The sequence below is a fragment of the Streptomyces sp. NPDC005803 genome, from assembly GCF_040630435.1.
Taxonomy (GTDB): domain Bacteria; phylum Actinomycetota; class Actinomycetes; order Streptomycetales; family Streptomycetaceae; genus Streptomyces.
The window spans coordinates 1-13,886 of record NZ_JBEXXO010000035.1 but is presented as its reverse complement, the minus strand read 5'-3'; the positions used below and the strand labels follow the sequence as shown (position 1 = coordinate 13,886).

General features: G+C 71.2%; 12 protein-coding genes. 9 read left to right on the top strand and 3 right to left on the bottom strand.

What is annotated here, in order from left to right:
* Positions 1–97 precede the first annotated feature (97 nt).
* The 4 genes from ABZ454_RS34210 to mutM all read left to right on the top strand — a co-directional run bounded on the left by ABZ454_RS34210 (position 98) and on the right by mutM (position 2,683).
* Positions 98–706: a DUF177 domain-containing protein gene (locus ABZ454_RS34210; RefSeq protein WP_356321705.1), complete on the top strand. Its 609-nt coding sequence runs from the start codon at positions 98–100 to the stop codon at positions 704–706.
* 2 nt (positions 707–708) lie between these two features.
* Complete coding sequence (rpmF, locus tag ABZ454_RS34205; protein WP_003965982.1) at positions 709–882, top strand: 50S ribosomal protein L32; 174 nt, start codon at positions 709–711, stop codon at positions 880–882.
* Positions 883–901: 19 nt separating this feature from the next.
* Positions 902–1,723 (top strand): ribonuclease III, encoded by an 822-nt coding sequence (gene rnc, locus ABZ454_RS34200; RefSeq protein WP_359543461.1) that lies wholly within the window; start codon positions 902–904, stop codon positions 1,721–1,723.
* Positions 1,724–1,828: 105 nt separating this feature from the next.
* On the top strand, positions 1,829–2,683 hold the full coding sequence (gene mutM, locus ABZ454_RS34195; protein ID WP_356321708.1) for a bifunctional DNA-formamidopyrimidine glycosylase/DNA-(apurinic or apyrimidinic site) lyase: 855 nt from the start codon (positions 1,829–1,831) through the stop codon (positions 2,681–2,683).
* A 203-nt stretch (positions 2,684–2,886) separates the two neighbouring features.
* On the opposite strand, the gene ABZ454_RS34190 is transcribed toward mutM, so the two are convergent.
* Both ABZ454_RS34190 and ABZ454_RS34185 read right to left on the bottom strand, forming a co-directional pair.
* On the bottom strand, positions 2,887–3,306 hold the full coding sequence (locus tag ABZ454_RS34190; protein ID WP_356321709.1) for a helix-turn-helix domain-containing protein: 420 nt from the start codon (positions 3,304–3,306) through the stop codon (positions 2,887–2,889).
* A 128-nt stretch (positions 3,307–3,434) separates the two neighbouring features.
* Complete coding sequence (locus ABZ454_RS34185; RefSeq protein WP_359543460.1) at positions 3,435–4,409, bottom strand: CAP domain-containing protein; 975 nt, start codon at positions 4,407–4,409, stop codon at positions 3,435–3,437.
* Positions 4,410–4,553: 144 nt separating this feature from the next.
* Here ABZ454_RS34185 and ABZ454_RS34180 point away from each other — a divergent pair, with 144 nt between their 5' ends.
* The 4 genes from ABZ454_RS34180 (at position 4,554) to ABZ454_RS34165 (ending at position 11,264) form a co-directional block, all read left to right on the top strand.
* Positions 4,554–4,835, top strand: coding sequence for an acylphosphatase (locus ABZ454_RS34180; protein ID WP_266783377.1), 282 nt, complete (start codon positions 4,554–4,556; stop codon positions 4,833–4,835).
* A gap of 440 nt (positions 4,836–5,275) precedes the next feature.
* Positions 5,276–5,488, top strand: coding sequence for a hypothetical protein (locus ABZ454_RS34175; RefSeq protein ID WP_018551753.1), 213 nt, complete (start codon positions 5,276–5,278; stop codon positions 5,486–5,488).
* A gap of 327 nt (positions 5,489–5,815) precedes the next feature.
* Complete coding sequence (locus ABZ454_RS34170; RefSeq protein ID WP_359543459.1) at positions 5,816–9,637, top strand: AAA family ATPase; 3,822 nt, start codon at positions 5,816–5,818, stop codon at positions 9,635–9,637.
* A 208-nt stretch (positions 9,638–9,845) separates the two neighbouring features.
* Positions 9,846–11,264, top strand: coding sequence for a sugar porter family MFS transporter (locus ABZ454_RS34165; protein WP_359543458.1), 1,419 nt, complete (start codon positions 9,846–9,848; stop codon positions 11,262–11,264).
* 69 nt (positions 11,265–11,333) lie between these two features.
* On the opposite strand, the gene ABZ454_RS34160 is transcribed toward ABZ454_RS34165, so the two are convergent.
* Positions 11,334–12,299, bottom strand: coding sequence for an LLM class flavin-dependent oxidoreductase (locus tag ABZ454_RS34160; RefSeq protein WP_356321713.1), 966 nt, complete (start codon positions 12,297–12,299; stop codon positions 11,334–11,336).
* Between the two features lie 326 nt (positions 12,300–12,625).
* On the opposite strand from ABZ454_RS34160, the gene ftsY reads away from it, so the two are divergent.
* Positions 12,626–13,834 carry a signal recognition particle-docking protein FtsY gene (ftsY, locus tag ABZ454_RS34155; RefSeq protein WP_359543457.1) on the top strand — a complete coding sequence of 403 codons (1,209 nt, stop codon included), beginning with the start codon at positions 12,626–12,628 and terminating at the stop codon, positions 13,832–13,834.
* Positions 13,835–13,886: the final 52 nt, after the last annotated feature.

The window sequence follows — 13,886 nt, the reverse complement described above, 5'->3', positions numbered from 1 at the left end:
ACTCCGAACCGGTCGGCCCACCCCCACCCCGCGTAACGCACATGATTCGAAAGCAGGAGAAGCCCTGAACGGCCACCTCGACCACCGAAACCCTCTCGTGTTCGATACGCACGAGCTGGGTCGGCGTCCCGGTGCCCTCAAGCGGCTGACCCGCTCGGCGGACGCCCCCAAGGACCTCGGTATCGACGGGGTCATCGGTGTGCCGGAGGGCGCACCCGTGGAGCTCGACGTCCGCCTCGAATCGGTCATGGAAGGTGTGCTCGTCACAGGCACCGCCCGTGCGACCGCCGAGGGGGAGTGCGTAAGGTGTCTGGAGCCGCTGAGCCTTGAGGTCGAGGCGGACTTCCAGGAAATGTTCTCGTACCCTGACGCCGATGACCGGAACCGCAGCAAGACCGCGGACCCGGTCGACGACGCCGAGGACGACGAGGACAGGTACTTCCTCGAGGACGGCCTGTTCGACCTCGAGTCGGTGCTGCGTGATGCGGTGGTGCTCGCACTGCCGATGCAGCCGGTGTGCAAGGAGACCTGTGCCGGTCTGTGTTCCGAATGCGGAATCAGGCTGGACGAGAATCCTGGCCATCGTCACGATGCCGTCGACGCTCGTTGGGCGGCACTGCAAGGACTCGCCGAGACCGTTCAGGACGGCGAGAAGGACAACATGGGCGGCGCCGGTCCCGGCGTCGACGAGAAGCAGGAGAAGTAGCCGTGGCTGTTCCGAAGCGGAAGATGTCGCGCAGCAACACGCGCCACCGCCGGTCGCAGTGGAAGGCTGCGGTCCCCACCCTGGTTTCGTGCGAGCGTTGCCAGGAGCCGAAGCTGCAGCACATCGCGTGCCCCAGCTGCGGCACGTACAACAAGCGCCAGGTCCTCGAGGTCTGAGCGGCTGGTGAGAGGCCCGATGTCTGAGTTGTCCCACGCCAAGAAGCAGGCAGACAACGTCAACACAGCCTCGTCCCACACGCTTCTGGAAGGGCGGCTCGGGTATCGCCTCGAGTCCGCCCTTCTGGTGCGTGCGCTGACCCATCGTTCGTACGCGTACGAGAACGGCGGTCTGCCCACCAACGAGCGGCTCGAATTCCTCGGGGATTCGGTGCTCGGCCTGGTGGTCACGGACACGCTGTACCGCACACACCCCGACCTGCCTGAAGGCCAGCTGGCCAAATTGCGGGCCGCGGTGGTCAACTCGCGTGCGCTTGCGGAAGTGGGCCGCGGCCTCGAACTCGGCTCCTTCATCCGGCTCGGCCGCGGTGAAGAGGGCACGGGTGGCCGGGACAAGGCGTCCATCCTCGCCGACACCCTGGAAGCGGTGATCGGTGCGGTCTATCTCGATCAGGGCCTCGACGCGGCCTCGGAGCTGGTACACCGGCTCTTCGACCCGCTGATCGACAGGTCCTCGAACCTCGGCGCCGGCCTGGACTGGAAGACCAGTCTCCAGGAGCTCACCGCGAGCGAGAGCCTCGGAGTCCCCGAGTACCTCGTCACGGAGACCGGCCCGGACCACGAGAAGACCTTTACTGCTGCCGCTCGCGTCGGTGGTGTCTCGTACGGCACCGGCACCGGCCGTAGCAAGAAGGAAGCGGAGCAGCAGGCGGCCGAGTCCGCCTGGCGCGAGATCAGCGCCGCCGCGGAAGCGCGGGAGGCCGCGGCGAAGGCCGCTGCCGACGGAGGGGCCGCCGACACCCCTGCCGACCCGGCGTCCACGGACGTTGCTCCTGCCTGACCCCGAGAACCCCCCGGTGCCCAGCGCATCGGGGGGTTCTCTCTGTCCCCCTCGCCTTCCGAACCGTCCCGCGGGGCTTTCGGACCACTCGTCAGGAGCGACACCGTGCCCGAACTGCCCGAGGTCGAAGTCGTCCGGCGCGGTCTCGAGCGCTGGGTCGCGGGGCGCACGGTCGGCGAGGTCGAGGTGCTGCACCCGCGTGCGGTCCGCCGGCACCTCGCGGGCGGCGCGGACTTCGCGGCGCGGCTCGCCGGCGTCCGCCTGGGGACGGCGATGCGCCGCGGCAAGTACCTGTGGGTGCCGCTCGACGAGGCGGCCACCTCACTCCTCGGCCACCTGGGCATGAGCGGTCAGCTGCTCGTACAGCCCACGGGCGCTCCCGACGAGAAACACCTGCGGATCAGGGTCTGTTTCGACGACGCCGTCGGCACCGAGCTGCGCTTCGTCGACCAGCGCACCTTCGGCGGGCTCTCGCTCCACGAGAACACCGCCGACGGACTGCCCGACATCATCGCGCACATCGCCCGCGACCCCCTGGACCCGGCCTTCGACGATGCCGCGTTCCACACCGCGCTGCGACTGCGCCGCACGACGGTCAAGCGCGCGCTGCTGGACCAGTCCCTGATCAGCGGCGTCGGGAACATCTACGCGGACGAGGCGCTCTGGCGCGCCCGGCTGCACTACGACCGGCCGACGGCGACCCTGAGCCGCCCCAAGTCGGCCGAGCTGCTCGGCCACGTCCGCGACGTGATGAACGCGGCGCTGGCGCAGGGCGGCACGAGCTTCGACAGCCTCTACGTGAACGTGAACGGCGAGTCGGGCTACTTCGACCGCTCGCTCGACGCCTACGGGCGCGAGGACGAGCCCTGCCACCGCTGCGGAACGCCGATGCGGCGCCGCGCCTGGATGAACCGGTCGAGCTACTTCTGCCCGCGCTGCCAGCGACCGCCGCGCGCCTAAGGGCTGTCCCGTCATCCCTGGCGGGCGCACGACGACAGCTACGGCACCTCGCCGCGTTGTCGGAACGCCCGAATACATCCAGTATGCGGACGCTCCTCTGCCTTGCGATGCACCGCATCTGACGCCGCGCGCCGATCCACCAGGGATTACGGGACAGCCCTTCGGGCCGGGTCGCGGGGTTCGGCCGTACTGCCCCGACGGCCCTAGGACCCGCTCGCGTGGGCCTCGTCGTACCGCCCTCGTGCCGCCAGGACCTCCGACATCCGGCCCTCGACGAGCTGGATGAGGCCGAGCAGCTGTCCGGCGACCTGCCGCCCCAGGGGTGTGAGCTCGTAGTCGACGCGGGGCGGGTTGGTCGGCTGGGCCTCGCGGTGCACCAGGCCGTCGCGCTCCAGCGCGTGCAGCGTCTGGGACAGCATCTTCTCGCTGACCCCGTCGACCCTGCGCCGCAGCGCGTTGAACCGCAGGCTGCCCTCGTACAGCGCGCCGAGCGTCAGACTGCCCCAGCGGCCGGTGACGTGCTCCAGGGTGCCGCGCGAGGGGCACTGCTTGGAGAACACGTCGAAGGGGAGTGCGCTGTCCGGGCCGCCCTCGCCCGGTGTGCTGCCGCCGGTCTCGTCCATGACGCCAGCGTACGCCCGCACAGCGCCTTCCGTGGGGTTGCGCTTTCCACGGGTGAGCGAGTGGGGCGTACGAGGCTGGAGCAGCGGGTGGTGCGAGGGGGGCGGGGCTCAGGAGCGCCCCTGGAGCGTCAGAAGCCGAAGTCCTGCGTCCACCAGGGGCCGCCGGAGCCGAAGTGGACACCGACGCCGAGCGTCTTGTAGTCGCAATTGAGAATGTTTGCTCGGTGGCCTTCGCTGTTCATCCAGGCCTCCATGACCGCCTCCGCGTCGGCCTGGCCGCGGGCTATGTTCTCCCCGCCGAGCCCCGAGACGCCGGCCGCGGAGGCGCGGTCCCACGGGGTCTTCCCGTCGGGGTCGGTGTGGTCGAAGAACCCGCGGGCCGCCATGTCGTCGCTGAAGTTCTGGGCGAGCGAGGCCAGTGAGGAGCTCGCGGTCACCGGGCTGCAGCCGACCTTGCCGCGCTCCTGGTTGACCAGGGCGAGCACGGCGGCCTGGGCCGAGGTGGCGACGGCCGGCGCCGTGGTCGTGGGGGGTGCCGGGGTGGAGGCCGAGGTCTTGGGCGCGGCCGGGCTCGACGCGGTGGCCGGCGCCGAACTCTTCGTGGCTCCGGTGGTGGGGGTCTTCGAGGCGGTGGAGCGCCGCACCTGCTCCTTGGGGGCCGCCTTCTTCGTCTTCGCCGGAGCGGCGGTCTTCGAGGGGGCCGCGGGGGAGGCGGACGGCGTGCCGGCCTCGGGGGAGCCCGACTTCCTGGGCGCCTCGGGGCGCCCGGTGCCGCGGGAGGCCGGGGTCGAAGCGGAGGCGCGGTCGGCCGGCGCGGTCGTCGCGCCGCCCTGCGTGAGCAGGTCCGGCACCCCTTCGGAGCGCACCTGGTCGGCGGCCGAGCTACCGCCCACGTTGTAGTGGTCACCGCCGGGGAGCAGACCGGAGGCCACCGCCACGGCGCCTACGGCCATGGCCGCGGAGACGCCGAGCAGTCCCGTGCGTACCGGTATGCGAGACCGCTTCCTGCGGCGGGCCCCCGGGTTCCGGCCCGCGGTCGCCGCGGTCTCCTGCGCGTCCTGGTCAGCGGCGGGAGCCGCGGCGGAGCGTCGATGGCGTCCCATCTGCTGTGCCCTTCTGATGGTCTGGACGCCGTTGTCGGCGCACCTTGGCTCACCCGAACGAGTGAAGCTTTTGCGAGGGGACTGTACGCCATGGCGAATGGGCCAGAAGTGCTCCACGAGCAATTGGCCGGTTAGCGTTCAGGCATGAACGAAGATGTGCGACTCACCGCTTGGGTACGCGGCCGAGTACAGCAAGTAGGGTTCCGCTGGTTCACCAGGGCAAACGCTTTGGAGATCGGCGGCCTCACCGGATTCGCCCTCAATCTCGACGACGGCAGGGTGCAGGTGGTGGCCGAGGGGCGGCGTGACAATTGCCACCGTCTGCTGGATTGGCTGCGCTCGGACGACACACCCGGCCGCGTTGACGGAGTGACTGAGATCTGGGACACGCCGCGAGGGGGATATGAGGGATTCGCGATCCGCTGATCCGGTCATCGGATGGGGGGACGGGCGCGGCTTGTGTTCGGGCCGTGTTCGAAGCGCGGCGGGGGGTTACGGCGGGGGGTCCGGTCATGCCTACACATGAAATGACCTGCGGAATGACCTGATGGTTGCCAAGATTCCGATGCCGTGCCAGGCTGCGGCAGTAAGGATGATCTCCGTGCCCCCGAGGGCCCCGCTGGATAGCCGCGCCGCATGATCGACAAGCCGCGCGCCCCCGGGACGCCCGCCTCTACGGCGTGTGATCGTGTTGACCGTCAAACTTTTTGGTGAGACGCTGAAATCCCCGCGCACCTCAGCTGTTCGGCAGGGCTGTTTGGCAGCAGAACAGCAGTGAACACAGAGCACTGCCGCACATCGCGGGTGCGATTCCCTCACGACCCACACCGCATCGGTCGGTCACTCAGTGTGGAGGACCATCCATCATGGCAAAGGCGCTTCTCGGTTACGTCGGCGGTTCCGACCCGCGACTCCTCGCCGAGATGCGACGGCTTCAGCAGCGCGTCCAGGATCTTGAGTCCGAGCTCGTACGGATTCAGGACGAGAACGACGCGCTCAACGCCGCCGCCCAGCACCAAGAGTCGCTGCTCGACAGCATCGACATCGACGTACCTCAGGCGGAGCCGGCGCTGACCTGACCGAAGGCCCTCAGGGGCGGGTCGGGCCGCACGCGCCAGCCGCACGGGATCATCGCCGGATCGTCACCGGATCATTGAAGATCAAGCCCTCTTGATCTGCTTCTCCATGTGCCTCGTCGCCCATTCGGCACGCGCGCCTTCATGGAGTCGGAGGATCCGTCGACGCAGCATTGCACAAGATTTGCAAGGGACGCTTCGGCGTCCCTTCTTTCTTTTCCCCCTCAGGCCTGCGCCGTCCCGCCCCGGAGCCGCACCCCTTCCCTTAACGTCTGATGTGCCCTGCACCTTCATCAGCGAAACCGAGAGCGAAAGGTAGAGTCCGGCGGCGTGCACCTCAAGGCCCTGACCCTGCGTGGTTTCAAATCGTTCGCCTCCGCCACGACCCTGCGGTTCGAGCCCGGGATCACGTGTGTGGTGGGCCCCAATGGATCGGGCAAGTCCAATGTGGTGGACGCGCTCTCCTGGGTCATGGGTGAGCAGGGCGCCAAATCCCTGCGCGGCGGCAAGATGGAGGACGTGATCTTCGCCGGGACCACCGGGCGGCCGCCGCTCGGCAGGGCGGAAGTATCGCTGACCATCGACAATTCCGACGGCGCGCTTCCCATCGAGTACGCCGAAGTGACGATCACCCGGATCATGTTCCGCAACGGCGGCAGCGAATACCAGATCAATGGCGACACCTGCCGGCTGCTGGACATCCAGGAACTCCTCTCGGACTCCGGCATCGGCCGGGAGATGCACGTCATCGTCGGCCAGGGCCAGCTCGATTCCGTACTCCACGGTGATCCGATGGCGCGCCGCGGGTTCATCGAGGAGGCCGCCGGCGTCCTCAAGCACCGCAAGCGCAAGGAGAAGGCGCTGCGGAAGCTGGACGCGATGGGGGCGAACCTGGCCCGCGTGCAGGACCTCACCGACGAACTGAGGCGGCAGCTGAAACCGCTCGGCCGGCAGGCCGCGGTGGCCCGCCGGGCCGCCGTCATCCAGGCCGATCTGCGCGACGCCCGGCTGCGCCTCCTCGCCGACGACCTGGTGCGGCTGCACACCGCGCTGCGCGGCGAGATCGCCGACGAGGCGGCGCTGAAGCGGCGCCGCGAGGCGGCCGAGGCGGAACTGAAGGCCGCCCTCACGCGCGAGGCCGAACTGGAGGGCGAGGTACGGCGGCTGACACCGCGGCTCCAGCGGGCCCAGCAGACCTGGTACGAGCTGTCGCAGCTGGCCGAACGGGTGCGCGGCACCGTCTCGCTCGCCGACGCCCGCGTCAAGAGCGCCACCGCGCCGCCCGAGGAGGAGCGGCGCGGGCGCGATCCCGAGGACATGGAGCGCGAGGCGGCGCGGATCCGCGAACAGGAGGCGGAGCTGACCGCCGCGCTGGAGGCGGCGGAACACGCGCTGGAGGACACCGCGTCCCACCGGGCCGAACTGGAACGGGAACTGGCGGCCGAGGAACGCAGGCTCAAGGACGCGGCCCGCGCCCTGGCGGACCGCCGCGAAGGGCTCGCCCGGCTCAACGGCCAGGTCAACGCGGCCCGCAGCCGGGCCGGTTCGGCGCAGTCGGAGATCGACCGGCTGGCCGCCTCGCGCGACGAGGCGCGGGAGCGGGCTGTCGCGGCCCAGGAGGAGTACGAGCAGCTGAAGGCCGAGGTCGACGGCCTGGAGGCCGGGGACACGGAACTCGGCGAGCGCCACGAGGCCGCCAAGCGCGAACTGAAGGCGGCGGAGGGGGCGCTCTCCACGGCCCGGGAGGACCTCACCACCGCCGAACGCAAGCGCGCGGCCCTCGCGGCCCGCCATGAGGCGCTGTCCCTCGGGCTGCGCCGGAAGGACGGCACCGGGGTGCTGCTCGGCGCACGGGACCGGCTCGCGGGCCTGCTCGGACCGGCCGCGGAACTGCTCACGGTGGCCCCGGGGCACGAGGTCGCGGTGGCGGCGGCACTGGGCGCGGCGGCGGACGCGGTGGCGGTGACGGATCCGGCCACGGCGGCGGAGGCGATCCGGCTGCTGCGCAAGCAGGACGCGGGACGCGCGTCCCTCCTGCTCGGGGGCGGGGGAGCGGACATGAGCGCGGGCGGCGCCGTTTCCGGCGGATCCGTGGCCGTGGGGCACGTACCCGGTCAGAGCCCGGAGGCGGACCCCGTGCCGCTGACCGGTGCCGTCCATGTCCCCGGGCAGGGAGCGGAGCCCGCACCCCGGACGCCGGGGACCGCCGTGCCCCCCACCCCCCGCGGACCGGCCGAAGCCGAAGGCGCGGGAGCCCGGACCGGAACCGAGGACGCGGGGCCCATGGCCGCCCTGGCCCTCGCCGGCGGCCCGGACGCCCCCGCCGTCGCCGGCGGCCCGGACGCCCCCGCCGTCGCCGATCTCGTCAGCGGTCCCGTCGCGCTGATGGCGGCGGTCCGCAGGCTCGTACGGGACATGGTGGTCGTCGGGACGCTGGAGGACGCCGAGGACCTGATCGCCGCCCGCCCGGAGCTGACGGCGGTCACCGGTGAGGGGGACGTGCTCTCGGCGCACTTCGCCCACGGCGGCTCGGCGGGGGCGCCCAGCCTCCTGGAGGTCCAGGCGTCCGTGGACGAGGCGGCGGCCGAGCTGGCCCGGCTCGCCGTGCGGTGCGAGGAGCTGGCCGGGACGCAGCAGCGCGCGGCCCGGCGGCGGGGTGAGTGCGCGGCGCTCGTCGAGGAGATCGGGGAGCGCCGCCGGGCCGCGGACCGGGAGAAGTCCGGGGTCGCCCAGCAGCTCGGCCGGCTGGCCGGGCAGGCCCGTGGCGCGGCCGGCGAGGCCGAGCGGATGACCGCGTCCGCCGCCCGCGCCCAGGAGGCCCTGGAGCGGGCGACCGAGGAGGCCGAGGAGCTGGCCGAGCGGCTGCTGGTGGCCGAGGAGGCGGCGCAGGACGGTGCGGACGAGGAGCCGGACACCGCCGTGCGCGACCGGCTGGCCGCCGACGGAGCCAACGCCCGCCAGACCGAGATGGAGGCCCGGCTCCAGGTCCGTACCCACGAGGAACGGGTCAAGGCCCTCGCCGGCCGCGCCGACTCCCTCGACCGGGGCGCCCGCGCCGAACGTGAGGCCCGCGCCCGCGTCGAGCAGCGCCGCGCCCGGCTGCGCCACGAGGCCGCCGTCGCGTCGGCCGTCGCGTCCGGTGCCCGCCAGCTGCTCGGCCATGTCGAGGTGTCCGTCGTGCGGGCGCAGGAGGAGCGGGCCGCCGCCGAGGGTTCGAAGGCCGAGCGGGAGAGGGAGCTGGCGGCCGAACGCCACCGGGGGCGCGAACTCAAGGGCGAACTCGACAAGCTGACGGACTCGGTCCACCGGGGCGAGGTGCTCGGGGCCGAGAAGCGGCTGCGGATAGAGCAGTTGGAGGCGAAGGCCCTGGAGGAACTGGGTGTGGAGCCGGCCGGTCTGGCGGCGGAGTACGGCCCCGACCAGCTGGTGCCCCCGTCGCTCGCGGCCGAGGGGGAGGAGCTGCCGGAGGACCCGGAGCACCCGCGCAACCAGCCCAGGCCGTTCGTCCGGGCCGAGCAGGAGAAGCGGCTGAAGTCGGCCGAACGGGCGTATCAGCAACTCGGGAAGGTGAATCCGCTCGCCCTGGAGGAGTTCTCGGCGCTGGAGGAGCGGCACAAGTTCCTCTCCGAGCAGCTTGAGGACCTGAAGAAGACCCGGGCCGATCTGATGCAGGTCATCAAGGAGGTCGACGAGCGGGTCGAGCAGGTCTTCACGGAGGCGTACCGGGACACGGCCAGGGAGTTCGAGGGCGTCTTCTCGCGCCTCTTCCCGGGCGGCGAGGGGCGGCTCGTCCTGACCGATCCGGACAACATGCTGACGACCGGTGTGGACGTCGAGGCCAGGCCCCCGGGCAAGAAGGTCAAGCGGCTTTCCCTGCTGTCAGGCGGGGAGAGGTCGCTCACGGCGGTGGCGTTGCTGGTCGCGATCTTCAAAGCCAGGCCGAGCCCGTTCTATGTCATGGACGAGGTCGAGGCCGCGCTCGACGACACCAATCTGCAGCGGCTGATCCGGATCATGGAGGAGCTCCAGGAGAGCTCCCAGCTCATCGTGATCACGCATCAGAAGCGGACGATGGAGGTCGCCGACGCGCTGTACGGCGTCTCGATGCAGGGTGACGGCGTCTCCAAGGTGATCAGCCAGCGGTTGCGCTGAGCCTTCACGCAATCTTCAAGGCTTCAAAGTGCCGATCCGCGACTTCGGGGTAGGCGTGGCACGAGACCCCCTTGTTGACTTCAAAACTTGAACACATAGTCTCTGCAACGTCGTTTTTACCTTCAAGTGGTGGCACGACTGATGTTGTGCCCCACTAGAAGGGCTCACCCCCCACGCCTGACGTTGCGGCCAGGCCCCAGGAGTTCATGTGACCAGCACATCGCAGGGACCAGAGTCCGGAGCCAGGACGGCTCACCCGGACCACATCGGCCATGTCATCTTCATCACCGCTGCGGCCGCTATGGGTGGCTTCCTCTTCGGCTACGACAGCTCCGTCATCAACGGCGCCGTCGAAGCGATCCGCAGCCGGTACGACATCGGCTCCGGCACGCTCGCCCAGGTCATCGCCATCGCCCTGATCGGCTGCGCGATCGGCGCCGCCACGGCCGGCCGGATCGCCGACCGCATCGGCCGCATCCGCTGCATGCAGATCGCCTCGGTGCTCTTCACCATCAGCGCCGTGGGCTCCGCGCTCCCCTTCGCGCTCTGGGACCTGGCGATGTGGCGCATCATCGGCGGCTTCGCCATCGGCATGGCGTCGGTGATCGGCCCGGCGTACATCGCCGAGGTCTCCCCGCCCGCCTACCGCGGCCGTCTCGGCTCCTTCCAGCAGGCGGCGATCGTCATCGGCATCGCCATCTCCCAGCTGGTCAACTACGGCATCCTGCAGATCGCCGACGGTGACCAGCGCGGCAAGATCGGCGGGCTGGAAGCCTGGCAGTGGATGCTCGGTGTGATGGTCGTGCCCGCGATCCTCTACGGGCTCCTGTCGTTCGCGATCCCCGAGTCGCCGCGCTTCCTGATCTCCGTCGGCAAGAAGGAGCGGGCCCGGCAGATCCTCGAGGAGGTCGAGGGCAAGAACGTCGACCTCGACGCCCGGGTCACCGAGATCGAGACCGCGATGCACCGCGAGCACAAGTCGAGCTTCAAGGACCTGCTCGGCAGTCGCTTCGGCTTCCTGCCCATCGTCTGGGTCGGTATCGGCCTGTCGGTGTTCCAGCAGCTCGTCGGCATCAACGTGGCGTTCTACTACTCCGCGACGCTGTGGCAGTCGGTCGGCATCGACCCGACCGACTCGTTCTTCTGGTCGTTCACGACCTCGATCATCAACATCATCGGTACGGTGATCGCGATGGTCCTGGTGGACCGGGTGGGCCGCCGCCCGCTGGCCCTCGTCGGCTCCTGCGGCATGGCCGTCGCCCTCGCCTTCGAGGCCTGGGCGTTCTCCGCCGACCTGGTCGACGGCAAGCTCCCCACGGCCGAGGGCGTGGTCGCGCTCGTCGCCGCCCACGTCTTCGTGCTCTTCTTCGCCCTCTCGTGGGGCGTCGTCGTCTGGGTCTTCCTCGGTGAGATGTTCCCGAACCGGATCCGCGCCGCCGCGCTCGGCGTCGCCGCCTCCGCGCAGTGGATCGCCAACTGGGCGATCACCGCGAGCTTCCCGAGCCTGGCCGACTGGAACCTGTCGGGCACGTACATCATCTACGCCTGCTTCGCCACGCTCTCGATCCCCTTCGTCATCAAGTTCGTCAAGGAGACCAAGGGCAAGGCGCTGGAGGAGATGGGTTAGTCCCCGCTGCCCCCTCCTCGAAAACCGTACGGCCCCGGCTCGCACCCGCGAACCGGGGCCGTGCGCGTCTCACCCCCCGATCGCCCCGCAGAACAGCCGCAGACTGCGCCACCCCTCCTCGACCGGCATCCCGCCGCACAGGGGGTGCAGCACCAGGCTGTCCAGCTCCCCCGAGGCGGCCGCGCACTCCTGCGGGGTGACGACCCGGTAGACGCCCTCCTCCCGGAGCTCCGCCACCGTCGTCGCCGCCGAGCGGACGGCCGAGCGGATGTCCTTGGACTGCCAGGAGGCGTACGTGCGCGCCTCGTGCAGGAAGTGCTCCCCGTACGCGGCCCACGTCCGGTCCGGGTCCTCGGACACGTGCAGCAACGGCGTCTCGGCCGAGGGCATCATGCAGAAGCCCTCGGTGCCGTGCTCCGCGCGCTGCTCGTGGTAGTACGCCTCCAGCTCCGGCAGGTGCGCGCTCGGGAACAGCGGCAGCCCCAGCCGGGCCGCCCGCCGCGCGGCCGCCCGCGAGCTGCCGCCCACCAGCAGCAGCGGATGCGGGCGGGTGTACGGGCGCGGGGTGACCGTGACCGTACGGCCCCGGAACTCGAACGGCTCCCCGGTCCACGCCCGCAGCAGCGTCTCCAGCACCTCGTCCTGGAGCCGGCCGCGCCTGCCCCACTCGACGCCCGCCCGTTCGTACTCCTCGGGCCGGTAGCCGATCCCCGCGACCGTGACCAGCCGGCCCGCACTCAGCAGATCGAGCACCGCGATGTCCTCGGCCAGCCGCAACGGGTCGTGCAGCGGCCCGATGACCGCGGAGACGGTGACCGCGATCCGGCGGGTGGCCCCGAAGACGGCCCCGGCCAGGACGAAGGGGGAGGGCAGCCAGGAGTTGGCGGCCCCGTGGTGTTCCTCGGTCTGCACCGTGTCGACGCCGTTCTCGTCGGCGTACGCGGCCATGTCCAGTGCCGCGCGGTAGCGGGCCGAGAGGGACCCCGGGGTGGCGGCGGGGTCGACGAGGTTGAACCGGACGACTGTGAAGGCCATGACGCTGTCCCCTTCGCCGGGCGGGCTGGGCGGGGCCGGACCATAGCTGACTGGGCGTCAGAAGTGTAGGGGCCCGGCCCGCCGCCGAGCGCCCGGCCGTGGCGGCACCGCGGGCGGACCGCCCGCCGCGGCGTCGTCCGGCGCACAGGGCGGGAGCCGTGCGCGGACCGCCCGGCACCCGCGCCTCCCCCCCCGGCCACCTCGGGGGCCAGGTCACCCGCGGCCGGGTGCGACGTCCCTGCTCAGCGTCCGGTGCGCGCCCTCGTCCCCCCGCGGGGCCGGGCATCCCCCGCTCGGCGCCGCACGTGACCGATACTGGGTGGGTTATGGAATTCGTCATCCTTGCTGTAGTCATCGCCCTGGTCGCGGTCGGCGTGATCAGCGGGCTCGTGGTCAGCAGCCGCAAGAAGAAGCAGCTGCCCCCGGCACCGTCGAGCACGCCGACCCTCACTCCTCCCGCCGAGCCCCATGTCGGCGAGGAGGCCGAGAAGCCGCGCGACGCGTCGCGCCGCACCATCGAGGAGGTCGGCCTTCCGCCCGAGGAGGCCGCCGGGCAGGCCCCGGAAACCGCCGAACCCGAGGCGCCCGCCGCCCCCGCGCTGGACGTCCCCGAGCCCACCGCCGGCCGGCTCGTCCGGCTGCGGGCCAGGCTCGCCCGCTCGCAGAACTCCCTCGGCAAGGGGCTGCTCACGCTCCTGTCCCGGGACAACCTCGACGAGGACACCTGGGAGGAGATCGAGGACACCCTCCTCACCGCCGACGTCGGCGTGGCCCCCACCCAGGAACTGGTCGAACGGCTCCGGGAACGCGTCCGCGTCCTCGGCACCCGTACCCCCGACGAGCTGCGCGCGCTGCTGCGCGAGGAGCTCCTCACCCTGCTCGGCACCGACTTCGACCGTGCGGTCCGGACGGAGAGCGGCGCCGACACCCCCGGCGTCGTGATGGTCGTCGGCGTCAACGGCACCGGCAAGACCACCACCACCGGCAAGCTGGCCCGGGTCCTCGTGGCCGACGGCCGCAGCGTGGTGCTCGGTGCGGCCGACACCTTCCGTGCCGCCGCCGCCGATCAGCTCCAGACCTGGGGCGAGCGCGTGGGCGCCCGCACCGTGCGCGGGCCCGAGGGCGGCGATCCGGCGTCGATCGCCTTCGACGCCGTGAAGGAAGGCATCGCCGAGGGCGCCGACGTCGTCCTCATCGACACGGCGGGCCGGCTGCACACCAAGACCGGGCTGATGGACGAGCTCGGCAAGGTCAAGAGGGTCGTCGAGAAGCACGGCCCGCTCGACGAGATCCTGCTCGTCCTCGACGCGACCACCGGGCAGAACGGCCTGGTGCAGGCGCGGGTCTTCGCCGAGGTCGTCGACATCACCGGCATCGTCCTCACCAAGCTCGACGGCACCGCCAAGGGCGGCATCGTCATCGCCGTCCAGCGCGAGCTGGGCGTACCGGTGAAGCTGATCGGGCTCGGCGAGGGGCCGGACGACCTGGCTCCGTTCGAGCCGGAGGCGTTCGTGGACGCCCTGATCGGGGACTGAGCGCCCCTGTACAGCGAGGAGCCCGGCCGCACGCACCGCGCGGCCGGGCTCC

Coding starts and splice junctions, on each gene's coding strand:
- rnc (WP_359543461.1), top strand. CDS start 902: ATGTCTGAGTTGTCCCACGCCAAGAAGCAGGCAGACAACGTCAACACA.
- ABZ454_RS34190 (WP_356321709.1), bottom strand. CDS start 3,306: ATGGACGAGACCGGCGGCAGCACACCGGGCGAGGGCGGCCCGGACAGC.
- ABZ454_RS34185 (WP_359543460.1), bottom strand. CDS start 4,409: ATGGGACGCCATCGACGCTCCGCCGCGGCTCCCGCCGCTGACCAGGAC.
- ABZ454_RS34180 (WP_266783377.1), top strand. CDS start 4,554: ATGAACGAAGATGTGCGACTCACCGCTTGGGTACGCGGCCGAGTACAG.
- ABZ454_RS34175 (WP_018551753.1), top strand. CDS start 5,276: ATGGCAAAGGCGCTTCTCGGTTACGTCGGCGGTTCCGACCCGCGACTC.
- ABZ454_RS34160 (WP_356321713.1), bottom strand. CDS start 12,299: ATGGCCTTCACAGTCGTCCGGTTCAACCTCGTCGACCCCGCCGCCACC.
- ftsY (WP_359543457.1), top strand. CDS start 12,626: ATGGAATTCGTCATCCTTGCTGTAGTCATCGCCCTGGTCGCGGTCGGC.